The organism is Allobranchiibius sp. CTAmp26, assembly GCF_017565405.1.
Lineage (GTDB): Bacteria > Actinomycetota > Actinomycetes > Actinomycetales > Dermatophilaceae > Allobranchiibius.
Map to the genome: position 1 here is coordinate 281,097 of NZ_JAGEKR010000016.1, position 17,370 is coordinate 298,466.

At 70.7% G+C, this 17,370-nt stretch carries 15 protein-coding genes; 8 read left to right on the forward strand and 7 right to left on the reverse strand.

What is annotated here, in order from left to right; genetic code table 11:
* Positions 1-37: 37 nt before the first annotated feature.
* The 6 genes from J4030_RS12865 to valS form a co-directional block, all read right to left on the reverse strand.
* Positions 38-586: a hypothetical protein gene (locus tag J4030_RS12865; RefSeq protein WP_208049609.1), complete on the reverse strand. Its 549-nt coding sequence runs from the start codon at positions 584-586 to the stop codon at positions 38-40.
* Positions 583-1,845, reverse strand: coding sequence for a DUF58 domain-containing protein (locus J4030_RS12870; RefSeq protein ID WP_208049610.1), 1,263 nt, complete (start codon positions 1,843-1,845; stop codon positions 583-585). Before J4030_RS12870 ends, J4030_RS12865 begins: the two co-directional genes overlap by 4 nt.
* A gap of 7 nt (positions 1,846-1,852) precedes the next feature.
* A complete protein-coding gene (locus J4030_RS12875) occupies positions 1,853-2,812 on the reverse strand; it encodes a MoxR family ATPase (RefSeq protein WP_243763267.1) in 960 nt (319 codons plus the stop codon).
* A gap of 8 nt (positions 2,813-2,820) precedes the next feature.
* Positions 2,821-3,264 (reverse strand): hypothetical protein, encoded by a 444-nt coding sequence (locus tag J4030_RS12880; RefSeq protein WP_208049612.1) that lies wholly within the window; start codon positions 3,262-3,264, stop codon positions 2,821-2,823.
* A gap of 44 nt (positions 3,265-3,308) precedes the next feature.
* Positions 3,309-4,040, reverse strand: coding sequence for a DUF4129 domain-containing protein (locus J4030_RS12885; protein WP_208049613.1), 732 nt, complete (start codon positions 4,038-4,040; stop codon positions 3,309-3,311).
* 103 nt (positions 4,041-4,143) lie between these two features.
* On the reverse strand, positions 4,144-6,783 hold the full coding sequence (valS, locus tag J4030_RS12890) for a valine--tRNA ligase (RefSeq protein WP_208049614.1): 2,640 nt from the start codon (positions 6,781-6,783) through the stop codon (positions 4,144-4,146).
* Between the two features lie 267 nt (positions 6,784-7,050).
* Between valS and J4030_RS12895 the strand changes: the two genes are divergently transcribed.
* Positions 7,051-7,662, forward strand: coding sequence for a T6SS immunity protein Tdi1 domain-containing protein (locus J4030_RS12895; RefSeq protein ID WP_208049615.1), 612 nt, complete (start codon positions 7,051-7,053; stop codon positions 7,660-7,662).
* A 9-nt stretch (positions 7,663-7,671) separates the two neighbouring features.
* On the opposite strand, the gene J4030_RS12900 is transcribed toward J4030_RS12895, so the two are convergent.
* The gene (locus J4030_RS12900; protein WP_208049616.1) at positions 7,672-8,739 is read right to left on the reverse strand and encodes a hypothetical protein; all 1,068 of its coding nucleotides are present in this window, start codon (positions 8,737-8,739) and stop codon (positions 7,672-7,674) included.
* Positions 8,740-8,832: 93 nt separating this feature from the next.
* Between J4030_RS12900 and J4030_RS12905 the strand changes: the two genes are divergently transcribed.
* From J4030_RS12905 to ndk, 7 genes are all read left to right on the forward strand, one after another.
* Entirely contained in the window at positions 8,833-9,645 is an 813-nt protein-coding gene (locus J4030_RS12905) for a class I SAM-dependent methyltransferase (protein WP_208049617.1), read from the forward strand.
* Between the two features lie 317 nt (positions 9,646-9,962).
* The gene (gene ileS, locus J4030_RS12910; RefSeq protein WP_208049618.1) at positions 9,963-13,286 is read left to right on the forward strand and encodes an isoleucine--tRNA ligase; all 3,324 of its coding nucleotides are present in this window, start codon (positions 9,963-9,965) and stop codon (positions 13,284-13,286) included.
* Positions 13,283-13,795: a GNAT family N-acetyltransferase gene (locus J4030_RS12915; RefSeq protein ID WP_208049619.1), complete on the forward strand. Its 513-nt coding sequence runs from the start codon at positions 13,283-13,285 to the stop codon at positions 13,793-13,795. Before ileS ends, J4030_RS12915 begins: the two co-directional genes overlap by 4 nt.
* Entirely contained in the window at positions 13,792-15,183 is a 1,392-nt protein-coding gene (locus J4030_RS12920) for a folylpolyglutamate synthase/dihydrofolate synthase family protein (protein WP_208049620.1), read from the forward strand. Before J4030_RS12915 ends, J4030_RS12920 begins: the two co-directional genes overlap by 4 nt.
* Complete coding sequence (locus J4030_RS12925) at positions 15,180-15,602, forward strand: DUF4233 domain-containing protein (protein ID WP_307864683.1); 423 nt, start codon at positions 15,180-15,182, stop codon at positions 15,600-15,602. The genes J4030_RS12920 and J4030_RS12925 overlap by 4 nt, the downstream gene beginning before the upstream one ends.
* A gap of 31 nt (positions 15,603-15,633) precedes the next feature.
* Positions 15,634-16,461, forward strand: a complete 828-nt coding sequence (locus J4030_RS12930; RefSeq protein ID WP_208049621.1) for an undecaprenyl-diphosphate phosphatase — start codon at positions 15,634-15,636, stop codon at positions 16,459-16,461.
* A gap of 61 nt (positions 16,462-16,522) precedes the next feature.
* Positions 16,523-16,987 carry a nucleoside-diphosphate kinase gene (ndk, locus tag J4030_RS12935; protein WP_208049622.1) on the forward strand — a complete coding sequence of 155 codons (465 nt, stop codon included), beginning with the start codon at positions 16,523-16,525 and terminating at the stop codon, positions 16,985-16,987.
* Positions 16,988-17,370 lie beyond the last annotated feature (383 nt).

Sequence of the window (17,370 nt, forward strand, 5' to 3'; positions counted from 1 at the left end):
TGCGACGGGGCCTTCGTCGTCCCCGTACGTCGCCCGCTCACCCGTCGACGTCGGTCCGGGTCAGCTCCCGGCGTAGCCACAGGAGCACACCCACGAGCAGGAGCAGTGCGATCACCGTGAAGACGCCCGTCGGGGCGAGCCGCTGCGTGCTCCAGGCCAGCGCCGCACACCAGGTCAGTGCCGTGAGGGCGCCCACCACCGCGATCCGCGCACCCCATCGGGCCGCCACCGCGCGCCCGACCGGCGCCCCTGGATGTCCGTGGGCCACCAGGGCCAGACAGCCGTGGTTCGCCAGGAGCGCCCACGCGACGACGAGGGTGTATCCGTCGACACCGCGTGTGCCGGCCCAGACCCACCCCAACGCGGTGACCGCCGTCAGCAGGTTGGCTCCGACCCCGGTGGCGTCGAGCAGCACCAGGGCAACGGCCACGGCGAAGAGCACGATCTCCAGTGCGTTGACATCACCCGCCACCGGGATCATCACCTGCACGAGGACCGCGCTCAGCACCGCCGCGAGCAGCAGGAGCAGCCGATGCGGATGTAGTTCGAGGATGCTCGCGGAGTCGACGCGTCGTACGGCGGTCATCGGGCCCGGCTCCCCACCCCGGCGGCACCCATCCGGCGCAGCACCGGATCCAGCGAACCCGGCCCGCGCCATGGCACCACAGCCAGACCGTGCGCCTGCAGCCGATGGATGCGCACCTGGCGCTGCAGCATGCTGAGCCGTTGCGCGGCGTCCCCGGATGCGGTGACTCCGCTGGTCGGCAGCGAGTCCACCAACACGGTCGGCAGGCCGCGCTGGGCCGCCTCGGCGGCGAGCGTGGTGGCCGCGGTGCCGACCAGCGGAGTCACCACGACGACGAGCGTGCCCCGCGACGCGTGGATCCGGTTGCGGGCGCCCGCACCGGCGCCGAGTGCGCCGGCTCGCACCCCGGACAGCTCGTGCAGGATCCGACGCAGCTGCCCCGAACCGCCCCTGCTGCGTACGCGTTCGGGTCGCACGCTGCTGAGGACCTGCAGGCCGACGCGTTCGCCGCGCTGGAGCAGGTGCGCCGCCATGGCGGCACACGACCGGACCCCGATGTCGAGCGACGTCTCGGCGTGCGTCGCCGGGTCGCCGTACTCGTCCTCGGCGTCCAGCACCAGGAGGATCTCGCTGTCCAGCTCGGCGTACGTGGTGCGCACGTGCAGCTGCCCGGTCCGCGCCGAGATCGGCCAGTGGATCCGGCGCAGTCGATCGCCGTTCTGGAAGATCCGGATGTCGGCGAACTCCGAACCGTCGCCGCGGCGCAGACTGCGGTTCTGGCCGACCAGTCCCGCGGGGCGGGGCGCGCCGCCGGTGGCGGTGAACGCCGGAATGCCGGGGGTGACCTGGACGCGGCTCGGTCGGAACGACAGCGGACCCACGCGGTAGCCCGACCACGCGCTGAACGCGACGCAACTGCCGGAGCCGACCTCGGCGGGTCCCCAGCGCCGGGCGGCCCACGTCATCGACAGCTCGGCGGTGTCGCCGGACGGTATGGCGCGCAGCAGGCCGGACGCCGGGTCGGTGTCGACGTGCACGGTGGACGAGGTCGTGGCGTCGACGATCTCGGCGCCGTCCAGACCGGTGAGGCGAAGGGACCACGTCTGGCTCGCCTCCTCATGGGTACGCGGCACCGTCGACGCCTCGGTCACGCGCGGCCGCCCTTCCGGGCGGGTCAGCAGCGACCAGATGGAGATGATCAGCAGGGGAGCGGCCAGGACGACCAGACCGGCGTTCTGCGACAGGACCGCGACGACGAGCAGGCCCGCCGCCAGCGCAGTCGCGGTGAGCAGAGCCGGAGTGGGGCGCCAGCTGTTCACGGGATGGTCACGACCGCACCCGGGAGGAGGGAGCGGCAACGGTCTGCAGCAACTCCCGGACGACGTCGACACCGGACACGGAGGTCATCCACAGCTCGGGCAGGACGCTGACCCGATGCGCGAGCACGGCGGTCGCGACGCTCTTGACGTCCTCCGGCGTGACGAAGTCCCGGCCGCGGACGACGGCCACCGCACGGGCGAGGAGGACCAGCGCGAGCGAGCCGCGCGGGGAGGCCCCCAGCGCCAACTGGCCGTGGGAGCGGGTGGCCGTCGCGAGACGCACGCAGTACTGGGTGACGGAGGGGTCCACGCGCACCTGCTCGACGGCGTCCTGCATCGCGATCAGCTCGGCCGCGTCGACGACCGGGGAGAGGGTGATGGCCTCCTCGCGGCGCGCCATCCGGCGTTCGAGGACATCGATCTCCTCGGCCTCGTCGGGGTAGCCGAAGGCGATGCGGCTGAGGAAGCGGTCGAGCTGGGCCTCGGGCAACGGGTAGGTGCCCTCGTACTCGACCGGATTGGCGGTCGCCATGACGTGGAACGGCCGGGGCAGCGCGAAGGTCTGGCCTTCGATGGTGACCTGCCGCTCCTGCATCGCCTCCAGCAGCGCGGCCTGCGTCTTGGGCGGCGTCCGGTTGATCTCGTCCGCGAGCAGCAGGCCGGTGAACACCGGCCCTTCCCGGAAGACGAACTCCGCGCGTCCCTGGTCGTAGACGAACGACCCGGTCAGGTCCGAGGGGAGCAGGTCCGGGGTGAACTGGGCGCGTGCGAAGGACAGCCCCAGCGACTGCGCGAACGACCGTGCGGCCAGGGTCTTGCCGAGGCCGGGATTGTCCTCGATGAGGACGTGCCCGCCGGCCAGGATCGTGGCCAGGACCACCTCCAGCTGCTTGCGTTTGCCGATCACGGCGAGCTCGACCTGGTCCAGCACCTCCCCGGCCCTGCGGGTGGCGTCGGAGGGGGTCATCGGTGCGGTCATAGCTCCTCGATCGATGTGACGATGTGGTCCAGATCCGCCGTGCCGAGCCGCGGGGCGGGGTCGCTTCGCAGATAGCGCTCCAGCGGTGGGGGCAGTGTCTCGAGCGCCGGGAGTCCCCGCAGCGGGCGCTGATCGAGACGGTCCTGCACCAGTCGGCGTACGGCGTCCTGCAACGCAGCGGGCGCCGCGGGTGAGGTGCGGCGGCCACGGGTCGTCGCCTCGTCACACAGTCGGCGCAGATAGCTCGCGGCGGGGTCGCCTCGTGTGTAGTGCGCGGGGTACTCCTCCGGCTCGGTCCATCGGACGGCGGACGCTGCTGCGCCCGCGTCGGTCGCGAACCACCACACCGCGCATCCCGCGAGGACGCCGGCGACGAGCGGCAGAGGGGCGACGTCGTCGTTGCTCAGCTTCACGCCGACGACCACGACCGCGACGACCACCGCGGCGAAGAGTAGACGTGTCGCCCAACGACCCCTCGTGACGATCACCGGAGTACCCCTTCGCGGGTCGGGTCGTCTCGCTGCGGTGCCAGCGCGCTGAGGCACCGGGTGGCCTCGGCGCGGTCGGCCTCGGTCATCGGATGGTCGCTGAACCGGGCTTCGCGGTAGAGGTCGGCCAGGCGCAGGATCCACCGCCCGGGCACTGCCATCTCGTCCAGGACCCGAATCGTCAGTTCCGCCGACGTCTCACTGCGGCGCGGCGCCACCCCGGCGTCGGCGGCGATGCCCTCCAAGCGCACCCAGGCCGCAATGATGCCGGCCCGCGGCGACCCCTCCTGGACCGCGCGCAGCAGATCCGGAAGGGACTCGGTCAGGACCTCCGACGAGGCGGACCCGACGACCGGGCGGCCTTCGCCACGTCGTGCCCGCAGCTCGCGGCGGCGCTGCAGCGCCGCCGCGATGGGGTCGGCTGCCAGGACGAGACCGGCGATGACCAGCACGAGGAAGAGCACGACGAGGAGCACGCCGAGCACTGCCAGCAGCGTGAGTCCGGCGTTCCCGGGCAACCGCTGCCCGGTCGGCGCCGAGGACCGCGACGTCGTGGCGGGCGTGGGGAGGGGCGTCGCCGAGGGCGGCACCGGCGTCCGCGCGGAGCTGTGCACGATCGCGGGACGACGTGTCGTCGCAGCCAGCAGCGAGATCACGAGCACCGCGGCGCCCACCGCGATCAGGAGCACCCGTCGCTGCAGGTTCGTCGCGCGTCCCCCGCTGACCATGCCGCGACTGTAATCCGCTTCACCCGTGCCACCCCGGCGACTGTCCGCATTTCCGTGCGGACGGGCGCACGAAACCGCGGACAACCGGCGCGCGGGTGACGGGTCAGGCGCCGCGCGGGGGAGGCGGCACCAGCTCGACGTCTTGTACGGCGAGGGCCGGCCCGTCGGCGTACGTCATGCCGGTCACCTTGCCGGCTGCGCGCAGGTCGTCCTCACCGGCGCGGATGAGCTCCTGCACGTCGGCGGGCGCGGTCAGGGTCATCGAGGTGACCTGGGCGCGCATGCCGAGCTTCGCGTCCGACTTGGCCTTGCGGATGCCGGCCAGGGCGTCGCCCACCACCCGCAGTGCACGCGAATCGCCCTCAGCGGCACCGCATTCGGCGACGGTCGGCCACGACGCGCGGTGCACCGAGCCCTCCTGCCACCACGACCACACCTCTTCGGTGGCGTAGGGCAGGAACGGTGCGAAGAGCCGCAGCAGCACCGACAGCGCGACCCGCAGGGCCGCGCGGGCACTGGCCGCACCCTCGTCCCCCTGCGCGCCGTACGCCCGGTCCTTGATCAGCTCGATGTAGTCGTCACAGAAGGTCCAGAAGAAGCTCTCGGTGATCTCCAGCGACCGCGTGTAGTCGAAGCTCTCCCACCCGCGGGTCGCGGTCTCGACGACGTCGCGCAGGCCGGCCAGCATCGCGCGGTCGAGCGGATGCGTCACCGCGGCCGGATCGCCGTCGGACTCGCCGATGGTAAGCGCGAGCTTGCTGGCGTTCAGCAGCTTCATCGCGAGGCGCCGGCCCACCTTCATCTGCCCGGTGTCGTACGCCGAGTCGGCACCCATCCGCGCGGACGCGGCCCAGTAGCGCACCGCGTCGGCACCGAACTGCAGCACGACGTCGAGCGGAGTCTCGGCATTGCCCTTGGACTTGGACATCTTCTTGCGGTCCGGGTCGAGGATCCAGCCGTTGATCGCCGCGCCGCGCCAGGGCGCCTCGCCGTGCTCGTAGTGGCTGCGCACCACCGAGGAGAAGAGCCAGGTGCGGATGATGTCGTGTCCCTGCGGGCGCAGGTCCATCGGGAAGATCGCGTCGAAGAGGGCCGGGTCGTTGCGCGACTCCGGGTCGCTCGTGACGGGCCACCCGGCCGCGATCTGCGGGGTGAGCGACGAGGTCGCCCACGTGTCCATGATGTCCGGGTCTGCGGCGAAACCACCTGGCACGCCGCGCTGTTCGGCGGAGTAACCCGATGGCGCGTCGACCTGGGGGTCCAGCGGCAGCTGGCTCTCGTCGGCGGCGATCGGGCGCGTGTGGTCGACCTCGCCGTCCGCGTCGATCGGGTACCAGATCGGGAACGGCACCCCGAAGAACCGCTGCCGGCTGATCAGCCAGTCGCCGTTCAGGCCCTCGACCCAGTTGGTATAGCGGCTGCGCATGAAGCCCGGGTGGAAGTCGATCTCGCCGCCGCGGGCCACCAGCTCCTTGCGCAGCTCCTCGCTGCGGCCGCCGTTGCGGATGTACCACTGGCGACTGGTCACGATCTCCAGCGGCTTGTCGCCCTTCTCGAAGAAGTTCGCCTTGCGCTGGGTGTTCTTCGGCTCGCCGTCGAGGTCGCCGCTCGCCACCAGCGCGTCGACCACGGCCTTGCGCGCGGAGAAGACCGTCTTGGTGGCGAGTTCGTCGGCGTACAGCGTCTCGCCCGGGCCGCCCGCGATCCACTCCGGCGTCTCGCCCTGGATGCGGCCGTTACGGGTGATGACGGAGCGGATCGGCAGCTCCAGCTCGCGCCACCACACCACGTCGGTGAGGTCGCCGAAGGTGCAGCACATCGCGATGCCGGCGCCCTTGTCCGGCTCAGCGGCGGGGTGTGCCAGCACGGGAATCTCGACGCCGAAGAGCGGTGAGGTGACCGTCGTACCGAACAGGCCGGCGTAACGCTCGTCGTCCGGGTGGGCGATGAGCGCGACCACGGCGGGCAGCAGCTCCGGGCGGGTCGTCTCGACGTAGACCGGGTCGGAACCGTTGCGGTGAAAAGCGATCCGGTGGTACGCGCCGGGGTAGTCGCGCGCCTCGACCTCGGCCTGCGCGACCGCGGACTGGAACGTGACGTCCCACAGTCCCGGAGCCTCGGCCTGGTAGGCCTCGCCGCGGGCGAGGTTGCGCAGGAACGCCTGCTGCGCGACGGCGCGCGAGCGGTCGTCGATGGTGCGGTAGGAGTGCTGCCAGTCGATGGAGACCCCGAGCGTGCGGAAGAGCTGCTCGAACGACTCCTCGTCGCGTGCGGTGAGCTCCTCGCACAGCGGGATGAAGTTCGCGCGGCTGATCGGCACCTGGTCGGCGGCCTTCACCGACTTGCCCTCGGCACCCTGCAACGGGGGCACGAAATCGGCGTCGTACGCCGCAGTGTGGTCCCCACGCACGCCGTAGTAGTTCTGCACGCGACGCTCGGTCGGCAGACCGTTGTCGTCCCAGCCGATCGGATAGAACACCTCACGACCGCGCATCCGCTGGTAGCGGGCCATGCAGTCGGTGTGGGTGTAGCCGAAGACGTGCCCCACGTGCAGGCTGCCGCTGGCGGTCGGCGGCGGGGTGTCGATGGAGTAGACCTGCTCGCGCGGCAGGGTCAGCGCGCGCTCACGGTCGAATGCGTACGTCTGCTCCCGCGCCCATACCGCGCCCCACCGCTCCTCGAGGCCGTCGACCGTCGGCCGGTCGGGGACGGAGGAGACGAGTGCAGGGGGGCGTTCGGTCATGGCCGCAATGATCCCAGACGGACGCGGACGCCTTCACCGGGGTTTTCGGCGGCCGTCGCGCGGTTGTCAGCGGAGAAGTGATGCGGGCGCCAGTAATCCGCTGACAACCGGTCGCGCCGCGGAGTGATTGTCAGCGGAGAAGTGCCGCAGGCGCCAGAGATCCGCTGACAACCGCCGGAGCGACCCTTGCGACAGCACCGCCCCCCGCACCCGGATCGACTACCGTCGGTCGACGTACCCGCCGCACCCCTGAGGAGAGAACGCGCCATGACCCAGCCGTCCGACCAGCGCGCGAGCGACACCGGCGCTGCCGTACGCCGTTTCGTGGAGGCCTTCCCTCCCGGCGCGGACGTGCGCGTGCCGAGCCTGGCGTTCCTGGAGTACGCCGAGGGCCGACTGCCCGACGCGCTCGTGGAGCTGTGGCGCGCGTACGGCCTCGGGTTCTACGGCGACCAGGCGCTCGCGATCGTCGACCCGGGCCACTGGGTGTCGACCTTGCAGGTCTGGCTCGGCGACCAGGTCGGGAGCGTCCCCTTCGCCGTCACCAGCTTCGGGCACCTCTACCACTACGAGCGGGTCGACGGGCGGGACGTGATCTCCTGCCTCGACCCGCACTTCCAGACCAACACCGTCATCGACGGCGACATGACCGCGTTCCTGGGGGAGCACCTGCCCGGCCCGACCTCCCACCCGCGTGACCTCGCCGGACCGCACAAGGGCGCCCGGCAGCGCAAGGGCGAGCTGCGCGAGGGGGAGATCTACTTCTTCACCCCGATCCTGGCGCTCGGCGGCAAGGTGCACCCGGACAACCTCGACCGCGGCGACGGTGCGCGGCACCTGGACCTGATCCACGAGCGGGTCGGCCAGCAGCATCGCTGACCTGCGGACTCACGCGGGTCCGCGCCAGGCGAACCGGTAGCTGACGCTCGCCATGGCCGTGGCGTCGCCCGATGCATCCGCCTGCACATCGACCTCCAGGTCGTACGCCGACGTCATCGCGTGCAGCGTGCGCTTGGAGCCTGCGAACAGAGCGGGGATCGCGGACGTCGGCAGTCCCAGCGCCGGTGCAGCCCGCAGCAACTGCGCGCGGGCCGAGGCGACCGACATGACCGACTCCGTGGTGGTGCGGCTCGGCGCCGCCCGTTCACGAGTGCGTTGCGGGTCGCCGTCCAGCCCTGAGGTCGAGGTCAACGAGTTCACGGCGAGGGTGACGGTGTCGTGCGGCGTACGCAGGGTCAGCCGCACGGGCGCCGTCGACGGCGGGGTTGGCTGCACGTCCGCCTGGCCGTAGTCGTCCAGGAATCCCAGTTCGGCCCGGCTCGGTCGAGTGCGCGCGTCGAGGTCCATCCGCCCGTCGTGCAGGACGGCGTCGACGGCGGCGTTGTGGTAGCGATCGAAGCTGAAGTAGTAGTACCGCTCACCGGGCGACGACAGCGTGGCCGACAAGTTCGACAGGCGTTGCACCTCGACGAAGAGGTCGCGCGACGGTGAACCGTCGACCAGCGCATCGACAGCGGACGGTCGGTGGGTGATGCCGAGCATCGAGGACTGCTCGGCGAGTGCCGCGTCGGCGGCGGCGTCGGACGGGTAGAGGACGTCGATCGTGAAGTACTTCGGCCGGTGGCTGCGGTCGATGTCCACGGCACCACCGACGTCGTCGGTGTCACCGTCGATGACATGGGCGGGCAGCCGCAGGACGCCACGGGGCAGCGTGATGCTCAGCTGGTACGTGTGCCGGTAGTGAGCCTCGTATCCGCGCCAGCTCTCGTCGGCGGGCAATCCGAAGGCGGCGCGGGTCGGGGTCTGCCGGAAATCGAGCGAGACGCGGCCATGGTGCACGATCGACGGCGGCGTCGGAGCCGCACCGGACCGGGTGCCACCCGCGTGGAAGCTCACACTGCACCCCGCGAGAGCGACGGTGACGATCACCGCTGCCGCACCCGCGCTGCGCCCCATGCAGGAAGTATGGGCACATCGCCGCGGCGACCGGGTGCATCATGAGATCCCTCGCACGAGACGAGCGGTGACCACCGCGGTGAGGACGGTGACATGCGGACTCCACCATCGCCCGAAGGGCCGCTCGACGGCGGCTGGGGCTTCCAGATCCCCGGCAAGGACTACGACTCCTTCATGGGCCGCTACTCCCGTCCGCTCGCGACGCAGTTCGCGGACGCCGCCGACGTGAGCGCGGGTCTGACAGTGCTCGACGTGGGGTGCGGCCCGGGCGCGTTGACGGGCGAACTCGTCACGCGGCTCGGGGTCCGCTCGGTGATGGCGTGCGACCCCTCCGCCCCGTTCGTGCAGGAGTGCTCGGCGCGTCACCCCGGCGTCGACGTACGTCCCGGGGCCGCTGAGGAGATTCCGTTCGACGACGCGTCCTTCGACGTCGTCCTCGCGCAGCTGGTGCTGCATTTCGTCGGTGATCCGGAACGCGCGCTGGCGCAGTTCCGACGGGTGCTGCGGCCGCAGGGGCGGGCGGCGGTCTGTGTCTGGGACGCCGCGGGCGGCATGCAGATGCTGCGGGCCTTCTGGGACGCCGCGCTCGCGGTCGATCCAGCGGCTCCCGACGAGTCGCGCCACCTGCGCTTCGGGCAGGCGGGCGAGGTCAGCGAGCTGTTCGCGGCGGCCGGGTGGCGCGCACTGCCCGAGACCACGCTGACCGTCAGCGCGGCGTACGACGACTTCGACGATCTGTGGTCCGGCTTCCTCGCGGGTGTCGGGCCGGCCGGCGCGTACTGCCTCGGTCTGTCCGAGCAGCACCGTGCGCAGGTGCGCGCGCAGGTGTTCCACGGCCTGGGTTCGCCGACCGGCGGTTTCTCCTTGGACGCGGTGGCTCGGTGTGCCGTCGCGGTCGCCCCCTGACGCCCACCGCGTCGAAAGACCGCCCACCTCGTCGCCCCGTGCGCCGCGCGGGGGCGATCCCGCGCCGACGCCGTACACTCGTCATTACAGCGTTCGAGCCGTCATCAGCGGCGAGCTTCCGGAAGAACGGCGTTAGCAGCGCCCAGTAGACCCGGACGGGACGAGCCCGTCACAGCTCAGGAACAAGCGGTCGTGCGTTCCCGCCCAGCGGGACGTGCGGCAAGCGGGGTGGTACCGCGGTGTCGCCGGTGACAGACCGGCGTACGTCGTCCTCGGGCAGTGCAGAGGACGATTCGCAGACCGAAGGATGCACCCGCATGACCTACCCGAAGGTCGATCCCACCGCCGACGGCGGCCCCGCAACGACGGGCTCCGGTGTCGCACCCAGCCCGGACTTCCCGGCCATCGAGGGCGCGGTGCTGGACTACTGGGCGAAGGACGACACCTTCCGGGCCTCGGTGCAGCAGCGCGACGCGGGCCAGGACGGCAGCAACGAGTTCGTCTTCTACGACGGCCCGCCGTTCGCCAACGGCCTGCCGCACTACGGCCACCTGCTGACCGGCTACGTCAAGGACCTCATCCCGCGCTATCAGACGATGCGCGGCAAGCGGGTCGAACGACGCTTCGGCTGGGACACCCACGGGCTGCCGGCGGAGCTGGAGGCCATGAAGCAGCTCGGCCTGAAGACCAAGGACGAGATCCTCGACATGGGCGTCGAGACGTTCAACGACGCGGCGCGCGCGTCGGTGCTGCGGTACACGGGGGAGTGGGAGTCCTACGTGCACCGGATGGGCCGGTGGGTGGACTTCGAGAACGACTACAAGACCCTCAACCCGCAGTACATGGAGTCGGTCACCTGGGCGTTCAAGACGCTCTACGACAAGGGCCTGATCTACGAGGGCTTCCGCGTGCTGCCCTACTGCTGGAACGACGAGACGCCGCTGTCCAACCACGAGCTGCGGATGGACGACGACGTCTACCAGATGCGCCAGGACCCGGCCGTGACCGTCGGACTGCGTCTGGAGACGGGGGAGCTGGCGCTCATCTGGACCACCACGCCGTGGACGCTGCCGTCCAACCTCGCGATCATGGTGCGCCCGGACATCGACTATGTCGTGCTGGAGTCGGACGTCACCGGCACCACCGAGCGCTACATCCTCGCGGCGGCCCGCGCGGCGTCGTACGCCAAGGACCTCTTCGGTGCCGCGGACGCCGACTGGGAGTCCCACGTCGTGCAGCGGCTGACCGGGGCCGACCTGCTCGGTCGCACCTACACTCCGCCGTTCGGCTACTACCTGGGCCACGAGAACGCCTTCCGCGTGGTCGAGGCCGACTTCGTCACCACCGAGGACGGCACCGGGCTCGTGCACAGCGCGGGCGCCTTCGGTGAGGAGGACATGGTCGTCACCGACCGCGAGGGCATGCAGCCGGTGATCCCGGTCGGCCCCGACGGGCGCTTCACCGCACCGGTCGACGAGTACGAGGGCATGCAGGTCTTCGACGCCAACTCCCACATCATCGACGACCTCAAGGCCGCCACCCGCGGAGCGACGGAGCACGGCCGGGTTACCCCGGGCACCGTGCTGCTGCGCCGCGAGACCTACGACCACAGTTATCCGCACTGCTGGCGTTGCCGCAACCCGCTCATCTACATGGCGGTGTCGTCTTGGTTCGTGCAGGTCACCGCGATCAAGGAGCGCATGCTCGCGCACAACCAGGAGATCACCTGGGTGCCCGGCGGCGTGCGGGACGGCCAGTTCGGCAAGTGGCTCGAGGGCGCACGCGACTGGTCGATCACCCGCAACCGCTTCTGGGGCAGCCCCGTGCCGGTGTGGAAGTCCGACGACCCGGCCCACCCCCGGATCGACGTCTACGGGTCGTTCGAGGAGTTGGAGCGCGACTTCGGCGTGCTGCCGGGTCGGATCGACCCCGCCACCGGTGAGCGCGTGCCCGATCTGCACCGCCCCTACATCGACGAGCTGACCAGGCCCAATCCCGATGACCCGAGCGGGAACTCGACGATGCGCCGGGTGAGCGACGTGCTCGACGTGTGGTTCGACTCCGGGTCGATGCCCTACGGCCAAGTGCACTACCCGTTCGAGAACGCCGACTGGTTCGAGCACCACTTTCCGGGCGATTTCATCGTGGAGTACATCGGTCAGACCCGCGGCTGGTTCTACACGCTGCACGTGCTGGCGGCGGGTCTCTTCGACCGGCCGGCGTTCAAGTCGGTCATCTGCCACGGCATCGTGCTCGGCTCCGACGGCGCCAAGATGTCCAAGTCACTCGGCAACTACCCCGACGTGTCCGAGGTCTTCGACCGCGACGGCGCCGACGCGATGCGCTGGTTCCTCATGGCCAGCCCGATCCTGCGCGGCGGCAACCTCGTCGTGACCGAGCAGGGCATCCGGGACGGCGTCCGTCAGGTGATGATGCCGCTGTGGAGCAGCTGGTACTTCTTCAGCCTCTACGCGAACGCCGCCGGGTACGAGGCGAAGTGGTCCACGGCCAGCACCGACGTGCTGGACCGCTACCTGCTCGCCAAGCTGCGCGACCTGGTCGACACCACGCAGGCCCAGCTCGACGTCTACGACATCGCCGGGGCGTGCGAGAGCGTCGGCGGGTTCCTCGACGTCCTCACCAACTGGTACATCCGCCGATCGCGCGAACGTTTCTGGGATGCGGAGGCGCGCGGTTCGGACGCTACGCACGCCGCGTTCGACACGCTCTACACCGCGCTGGAGGTGCTGACCCGGGTCGCGGCGCCGCTGCTGCCCTTCGAGGCCGAGCAGATCTGGCGCGGCCTGACCGGCGGCCGGTCGGTGCACCTGACCGACTGGCCGACCGCCGACGACCTGCCTCGGGACGAGGCGCTGGTCGAGGCCATGGACCGGGCGCGCGCCATCTGCTCGACCACCTCGAGTCTGCGCAAGGCCCACCAGCTGCGGGTGCGGCTGCCCCTGCCGAGCGTCACGGTCGTCGTGCCCAACCCGCAGGCGCTGGCCGACTTCACCGGCGTCATCGCCGACGAGGTCAACGTGCGCGACGTACGGCTCGCCGACCTCGCGGACGCCACGCAGGAGGAGTACGGCGTCACGCAGCGGCTCTCGGTGAACGCTCGGGCCGCGGGCCCGCGTCTCGGCCGGGCCGTGCAGCAGGCGATCAAGGGCAGTAAGTCCGACGACTGGTCGGTGGCGGACGACGGCACCGTGACCAGTGGTGGACTCGCCCTGCTCGAGGGTGAGTACACCCTGGAGACAGTGGTTTCCGGCGACGCCGCATCCACGCAGGTGCCCGCCATGCTCCCCAGCGGCGGCTTCATCGTCCTCGACACCGCCGTCACCGACGAGCTGCGGGCCGAGGGGCTCGCGCGCGACGTGATCCGCGCGGTGCAGCAGGAACGCCGCGAGGCGGGCCTCGACGTGAGCGACCGGATCAGCCTCTCGGTCGCCGGTGACGACGACGTGTGGCAGGCCGTGGTCGCCCACCAGTCGTTGATCATGGGCGAGACCCTGGCGGTGCAGTTCGGCGCCGCCGGCGCCGGTCACGAGCTTCCCGGTGGCACCGTCGTGCAGCTCGGTGACGGCAAGAAGGTCACCATCGCCGTCAGTGTGCCGAGCCGGCCGGGGGACCGGCGATGACCGCCGGTCAGGTGTCCGCCGAGATCGTGATCCGCGAGGCGGTCGGCGACGACCTGCGCGGGGTCATGGAGGTGGGTCGGCAGACCTGGCCGATCACGTACGGACCCATCGCGGGTGACGACTACGTGGCCATGGGTCTGGCGAAGTGGTGGACCGCGGACGCCACGATCCCTGCCATCCGGTCCGGACGGGCGACCGTGGCCGCGATCGGGGACGAGATCATCGGGGTGTCCGTGGTCGGACCCCTCGGCGACGAGATCGCCCTCTGGAAGCTCTACGTGCTGCCCGTGCATCAGGGCAGCGGCGTGGGGTCCCGACTGCTGCGTACGGCGATCGACCGTGCGACCGACGACGGATGGAAGAGCATGGTCCTGTCCTACCTGGACGGCAACGTGAACGCTGCGGGGTTCTATGCCCACTTCGGTTTCGAGTTCTACGACCGGGAGACCGCGGGTTCCGGTGTGCCGGACAGCATCTGGGTGCGCCGCGTGCTGCGGGGTGACGCGTGAGCAGCGGGCGTCCGGACGCCGCGGCGCGGGAGGCCGCCGCGCAGCTGGAACTGCGCAAGCGGCTGCGCGAGGTCGAGGCCGAGATCCTCGCCCGGGCCCCAGAGAGCACTCCGGAGCCGTCGCTGCAGCGCGTCGTGCAGGTCATGGAGCTGCTGGGCGAGCCTCAGCGCACCTTCCCGGTGATCCACCTGACCGGCACCAACGGCAAGACGAGCACGACCCGGTTCATCGAGCGCATCCTGCGCGAGATGGGTCTGTCGACGGGGCGGTTCACCTCGCCGCACCTGCACGACATCCGTGAGCGGATCGCGTTGAACGGCAAGCCGATCGACCCCGAGCGTTTCGTCGCGACGTACGACGACGTGCTGCCGTACGTGCAGCTCGTCGATCAGCGCGCGGCGGAGGCCGGTGAGCCGCGTACGACGTACTTCGAACTACTGGTGGTGATGGCGTACGCCGCGTTCGCAGACGCCCCGGTGGACGTTGCCATCGTCGAGGTCGGTCTCGGGGGTCGGTGGGACGCGACCAACGTCGTTGACGGGCAGGTCGCGGTCATCACCCCGATCGACATCGACCACCAGCGGCTGCTCGGCAACACCGTCGAGGAGATCACCCTCGAGAAGCGCGACATCATCAAGGCCGGTGCGATCGCGGTGGTGGGTCGCCAGGAGCCCGACGTGCACGAGCTGATCGCGGAGCGCGCCCAGGAGGTGGGCGCCACCGTGGTCGCCGAGGACGAACGGTTCTCCGTGCTGGCCCGCGACCAGGCGGTCGGCGGTCAGCAGGTGTCGGTCCGCGGTCTCGCCGGCGACTACAACGATCTGTTCCTGCCGCTCTTCGGCGACCACCAGGCGCACAACGTCGTCACGGCGATCGCGGCCGTCGAGGCCTTCGTCGGGGGAGGCGAGCAGCCGCTCGACATCGACGTGCTGCGTGAGGCACTGGAGCGGGTCACCTCGCCGGGCCGCCTGGAGATCGTCCGCCGGTCGCCGACCGTGCTCGTCGACGCCGCGCACAACCCCGCCGGTGCGCGGGCGCTGCGGGACGCCCTGGAGGACTCGTTCAACTTCGCCAAGCTCGTCGGTGTCGTGGCGATCCTGCAGGACAAGGACGCCGACGCGATCCTGCAGACGCTCGAACCGGTGCTGGACGAGATCGTCGTGACGCGCACCCGCTCCGCGCGGGCGACCGACCCCGATCGGCTGGGCGAGCTCGCCACCGAGATCTTCGGCGAGGACCGGGTCTTCGTCGTCCCGAGCCTGCCGGAGGCCTTGGACCGGGCCGCGGAGCTCGCCGACGAGGGTGGCGTGGCCGGCGGGGTGCTCGCGACCGGATCCGTCGTCACGGCGGCCGAGGTGCGCGCGCTGCTCGGGTCGACCGACACGTGAGCGGCGCGAGCGTCCCCTCACACCGTTACGCCCCCGGTGGCGTGCTGGTGTACGGCGTCGGCGACCGGATGACCCGGCGGCTGGCCGCCGTCGTGGTCGCATTCCAGGTGGTCGTGGTCCTGCTCGGCGGCCTGGTGGCGTACGCGATCGCGAAGTCCCGCGACGGCGTCGGCCACCCGGCGTACCTCTGGGTCGGCGGGGTGCTGGCCGTGCTCTGCATCGTCACGGCGGGAACGATGCGCCGCCCCTGGGGTGTCGCGCTGGGATGGGCGGTCCAGATCGCTACGCTGGCCGCGGTTTTCGTGGTGCCGTTGATGTTCGTGGTGGGGGTGATCTTCCTCGCGCTGTGGATCACGGCACTGGTGCAGGGCCGCAAGATGGACCAGCTGACCGCCGACTACTTGGAGCAACAACCGTGACCGTCCCGACCGCTCGCATCCCGGTGACCGCATGAGTTGGATCGAAGCGGTGCTGCTCGGCATCGTGCAGGGTCTGACCGAGTTCATCCCGGTGTCCTCCTCGGCGCACCAGTTGATCGCCGGTCGGCTCTTCTTCCACAACGACGGCGGCGGATCGGCGTTCACCGCCATCAACCAGCTCGGCACCGAGACGGCGGTGCTCGTCTACTTCTGGCGGGACATCGTGCGGCTGATCCGCGCGGGCGTACTTGCGCTGCGGCGCAAGCTGCCCTGGTCCGACCCGGACGCGCGGGAGTTCCTGCTGGTCATCATCGGCACCCTGCCGATCGGCGTCCTCGGACTGATCTTCAAGCACGCGATCGAGGGCCCGGCGCGCAATCTGTGGATCACCGCCAGCATGCTGCTGCTCTTCGCCCTGGTGATCGCCTACGCCGACAGCACCGCGCGGCAGACCAAGCAGGTCGAGGACCTCACCACCCGCGACGGCATCTTCTTCGGCCTCTGGCAGGCGTTGGCGCTGATCCCGGGCGTCTCCCGGTCCGGCGGCACGATGAGCGGCGGGTTGCTGATGGGCTACCGCCGCGAGTCGGCCGCGCGCTACTCGTTCCTGCTCGCGATCCCCGCGGTGTGGTCCTCCGGCCTGTTCGAGCTGGCCGGTGAGGTCTCCAAACCCAACCCCGACGGCTGGGGACAGGTGGCCGTCGCGACCGTCCTCGCCTTCGTCATCGGATACGCCGTCATTGCTTGGCTGATGCGCTACCTCACGACGCACACGCTGCGCCCGTTCGTCTTCTACCGGCTCGCGCTGGCCGTGGTGCTCTTCGTGCTGCTCTCGGTCGGCGCCCTCCAGGCCACCTGAGGCGGCCCACCCGCCGACTGCGCATGTCGCGGTGGTCCAGGGTGCAGTCTCGGGTCGCGACATGCGCAGTCGGCACCGCGTACGCCGTACAAGTAGGGTTTCGCCCGTGACTGAGCAGACCGAACGCACCCTGGTGATCGTCAAACCCGACGGCTTCCGCCGCGGCCTGACCGGGGAGGTGCTGCGCCGGATCGAGGCCAAGGGCTACGTGCTGGCCGACCTGCACATCACGACCCCGGACCGTGAGCGCCTCGCCCGGCACTACGAGGAGCACCAGGGCAAGCCGTTCTACGAGCCGCTGGTGGACTTCATGTCCTCGGGGCCCGCGACGTTCGTCGTGGTCGAGGGGCAGCGCTGCATCGAGGGGTTCCGCGCCCTCGCCGGCGCCACCGACCCGACGAAGGCACTGCCCGGCACCATCCGCGGCGACCTCGGACGCGACTGGGGCGAGAAGGTGCAGGCCAACATCGTGCACGGCTCGGACTCACCGGAGTCCGCCGCCCGCGAGATCTCCATCTGGTTCTAGTCACCCCACGAAGACCACCCCACGAAGTTCTCCCCCGCTTCGCTCCTCCGATACTTCGCGGGGACCCCGGTTTCACTCCACGACGTCCTTCATCCGCCGAGGTTCTCAGTCGGACGTTCGGGGACGAGCGGGCCGAAACGCAGCTGATACGCGGGTCGAGGGCGTGCGTTTGGGGCCGAGCGGGCCGAAACGCAGCGTGGGCGCGGGTCGGGGTGGCCGTTAGGGGACGAGCGGGCCGAAACGCAGCTGACACGCGGGTCGAGGTGGCCGTTTGGGGACGAGCGGGCCGAAACGCAGCTGACACGCGGGTCGAGGTGGCCGTTTGGGGACGAGCGGGCCGAAACGCAGCTGGTACGCGGGTCGGGGGCGTGCGTTTGGGGCCG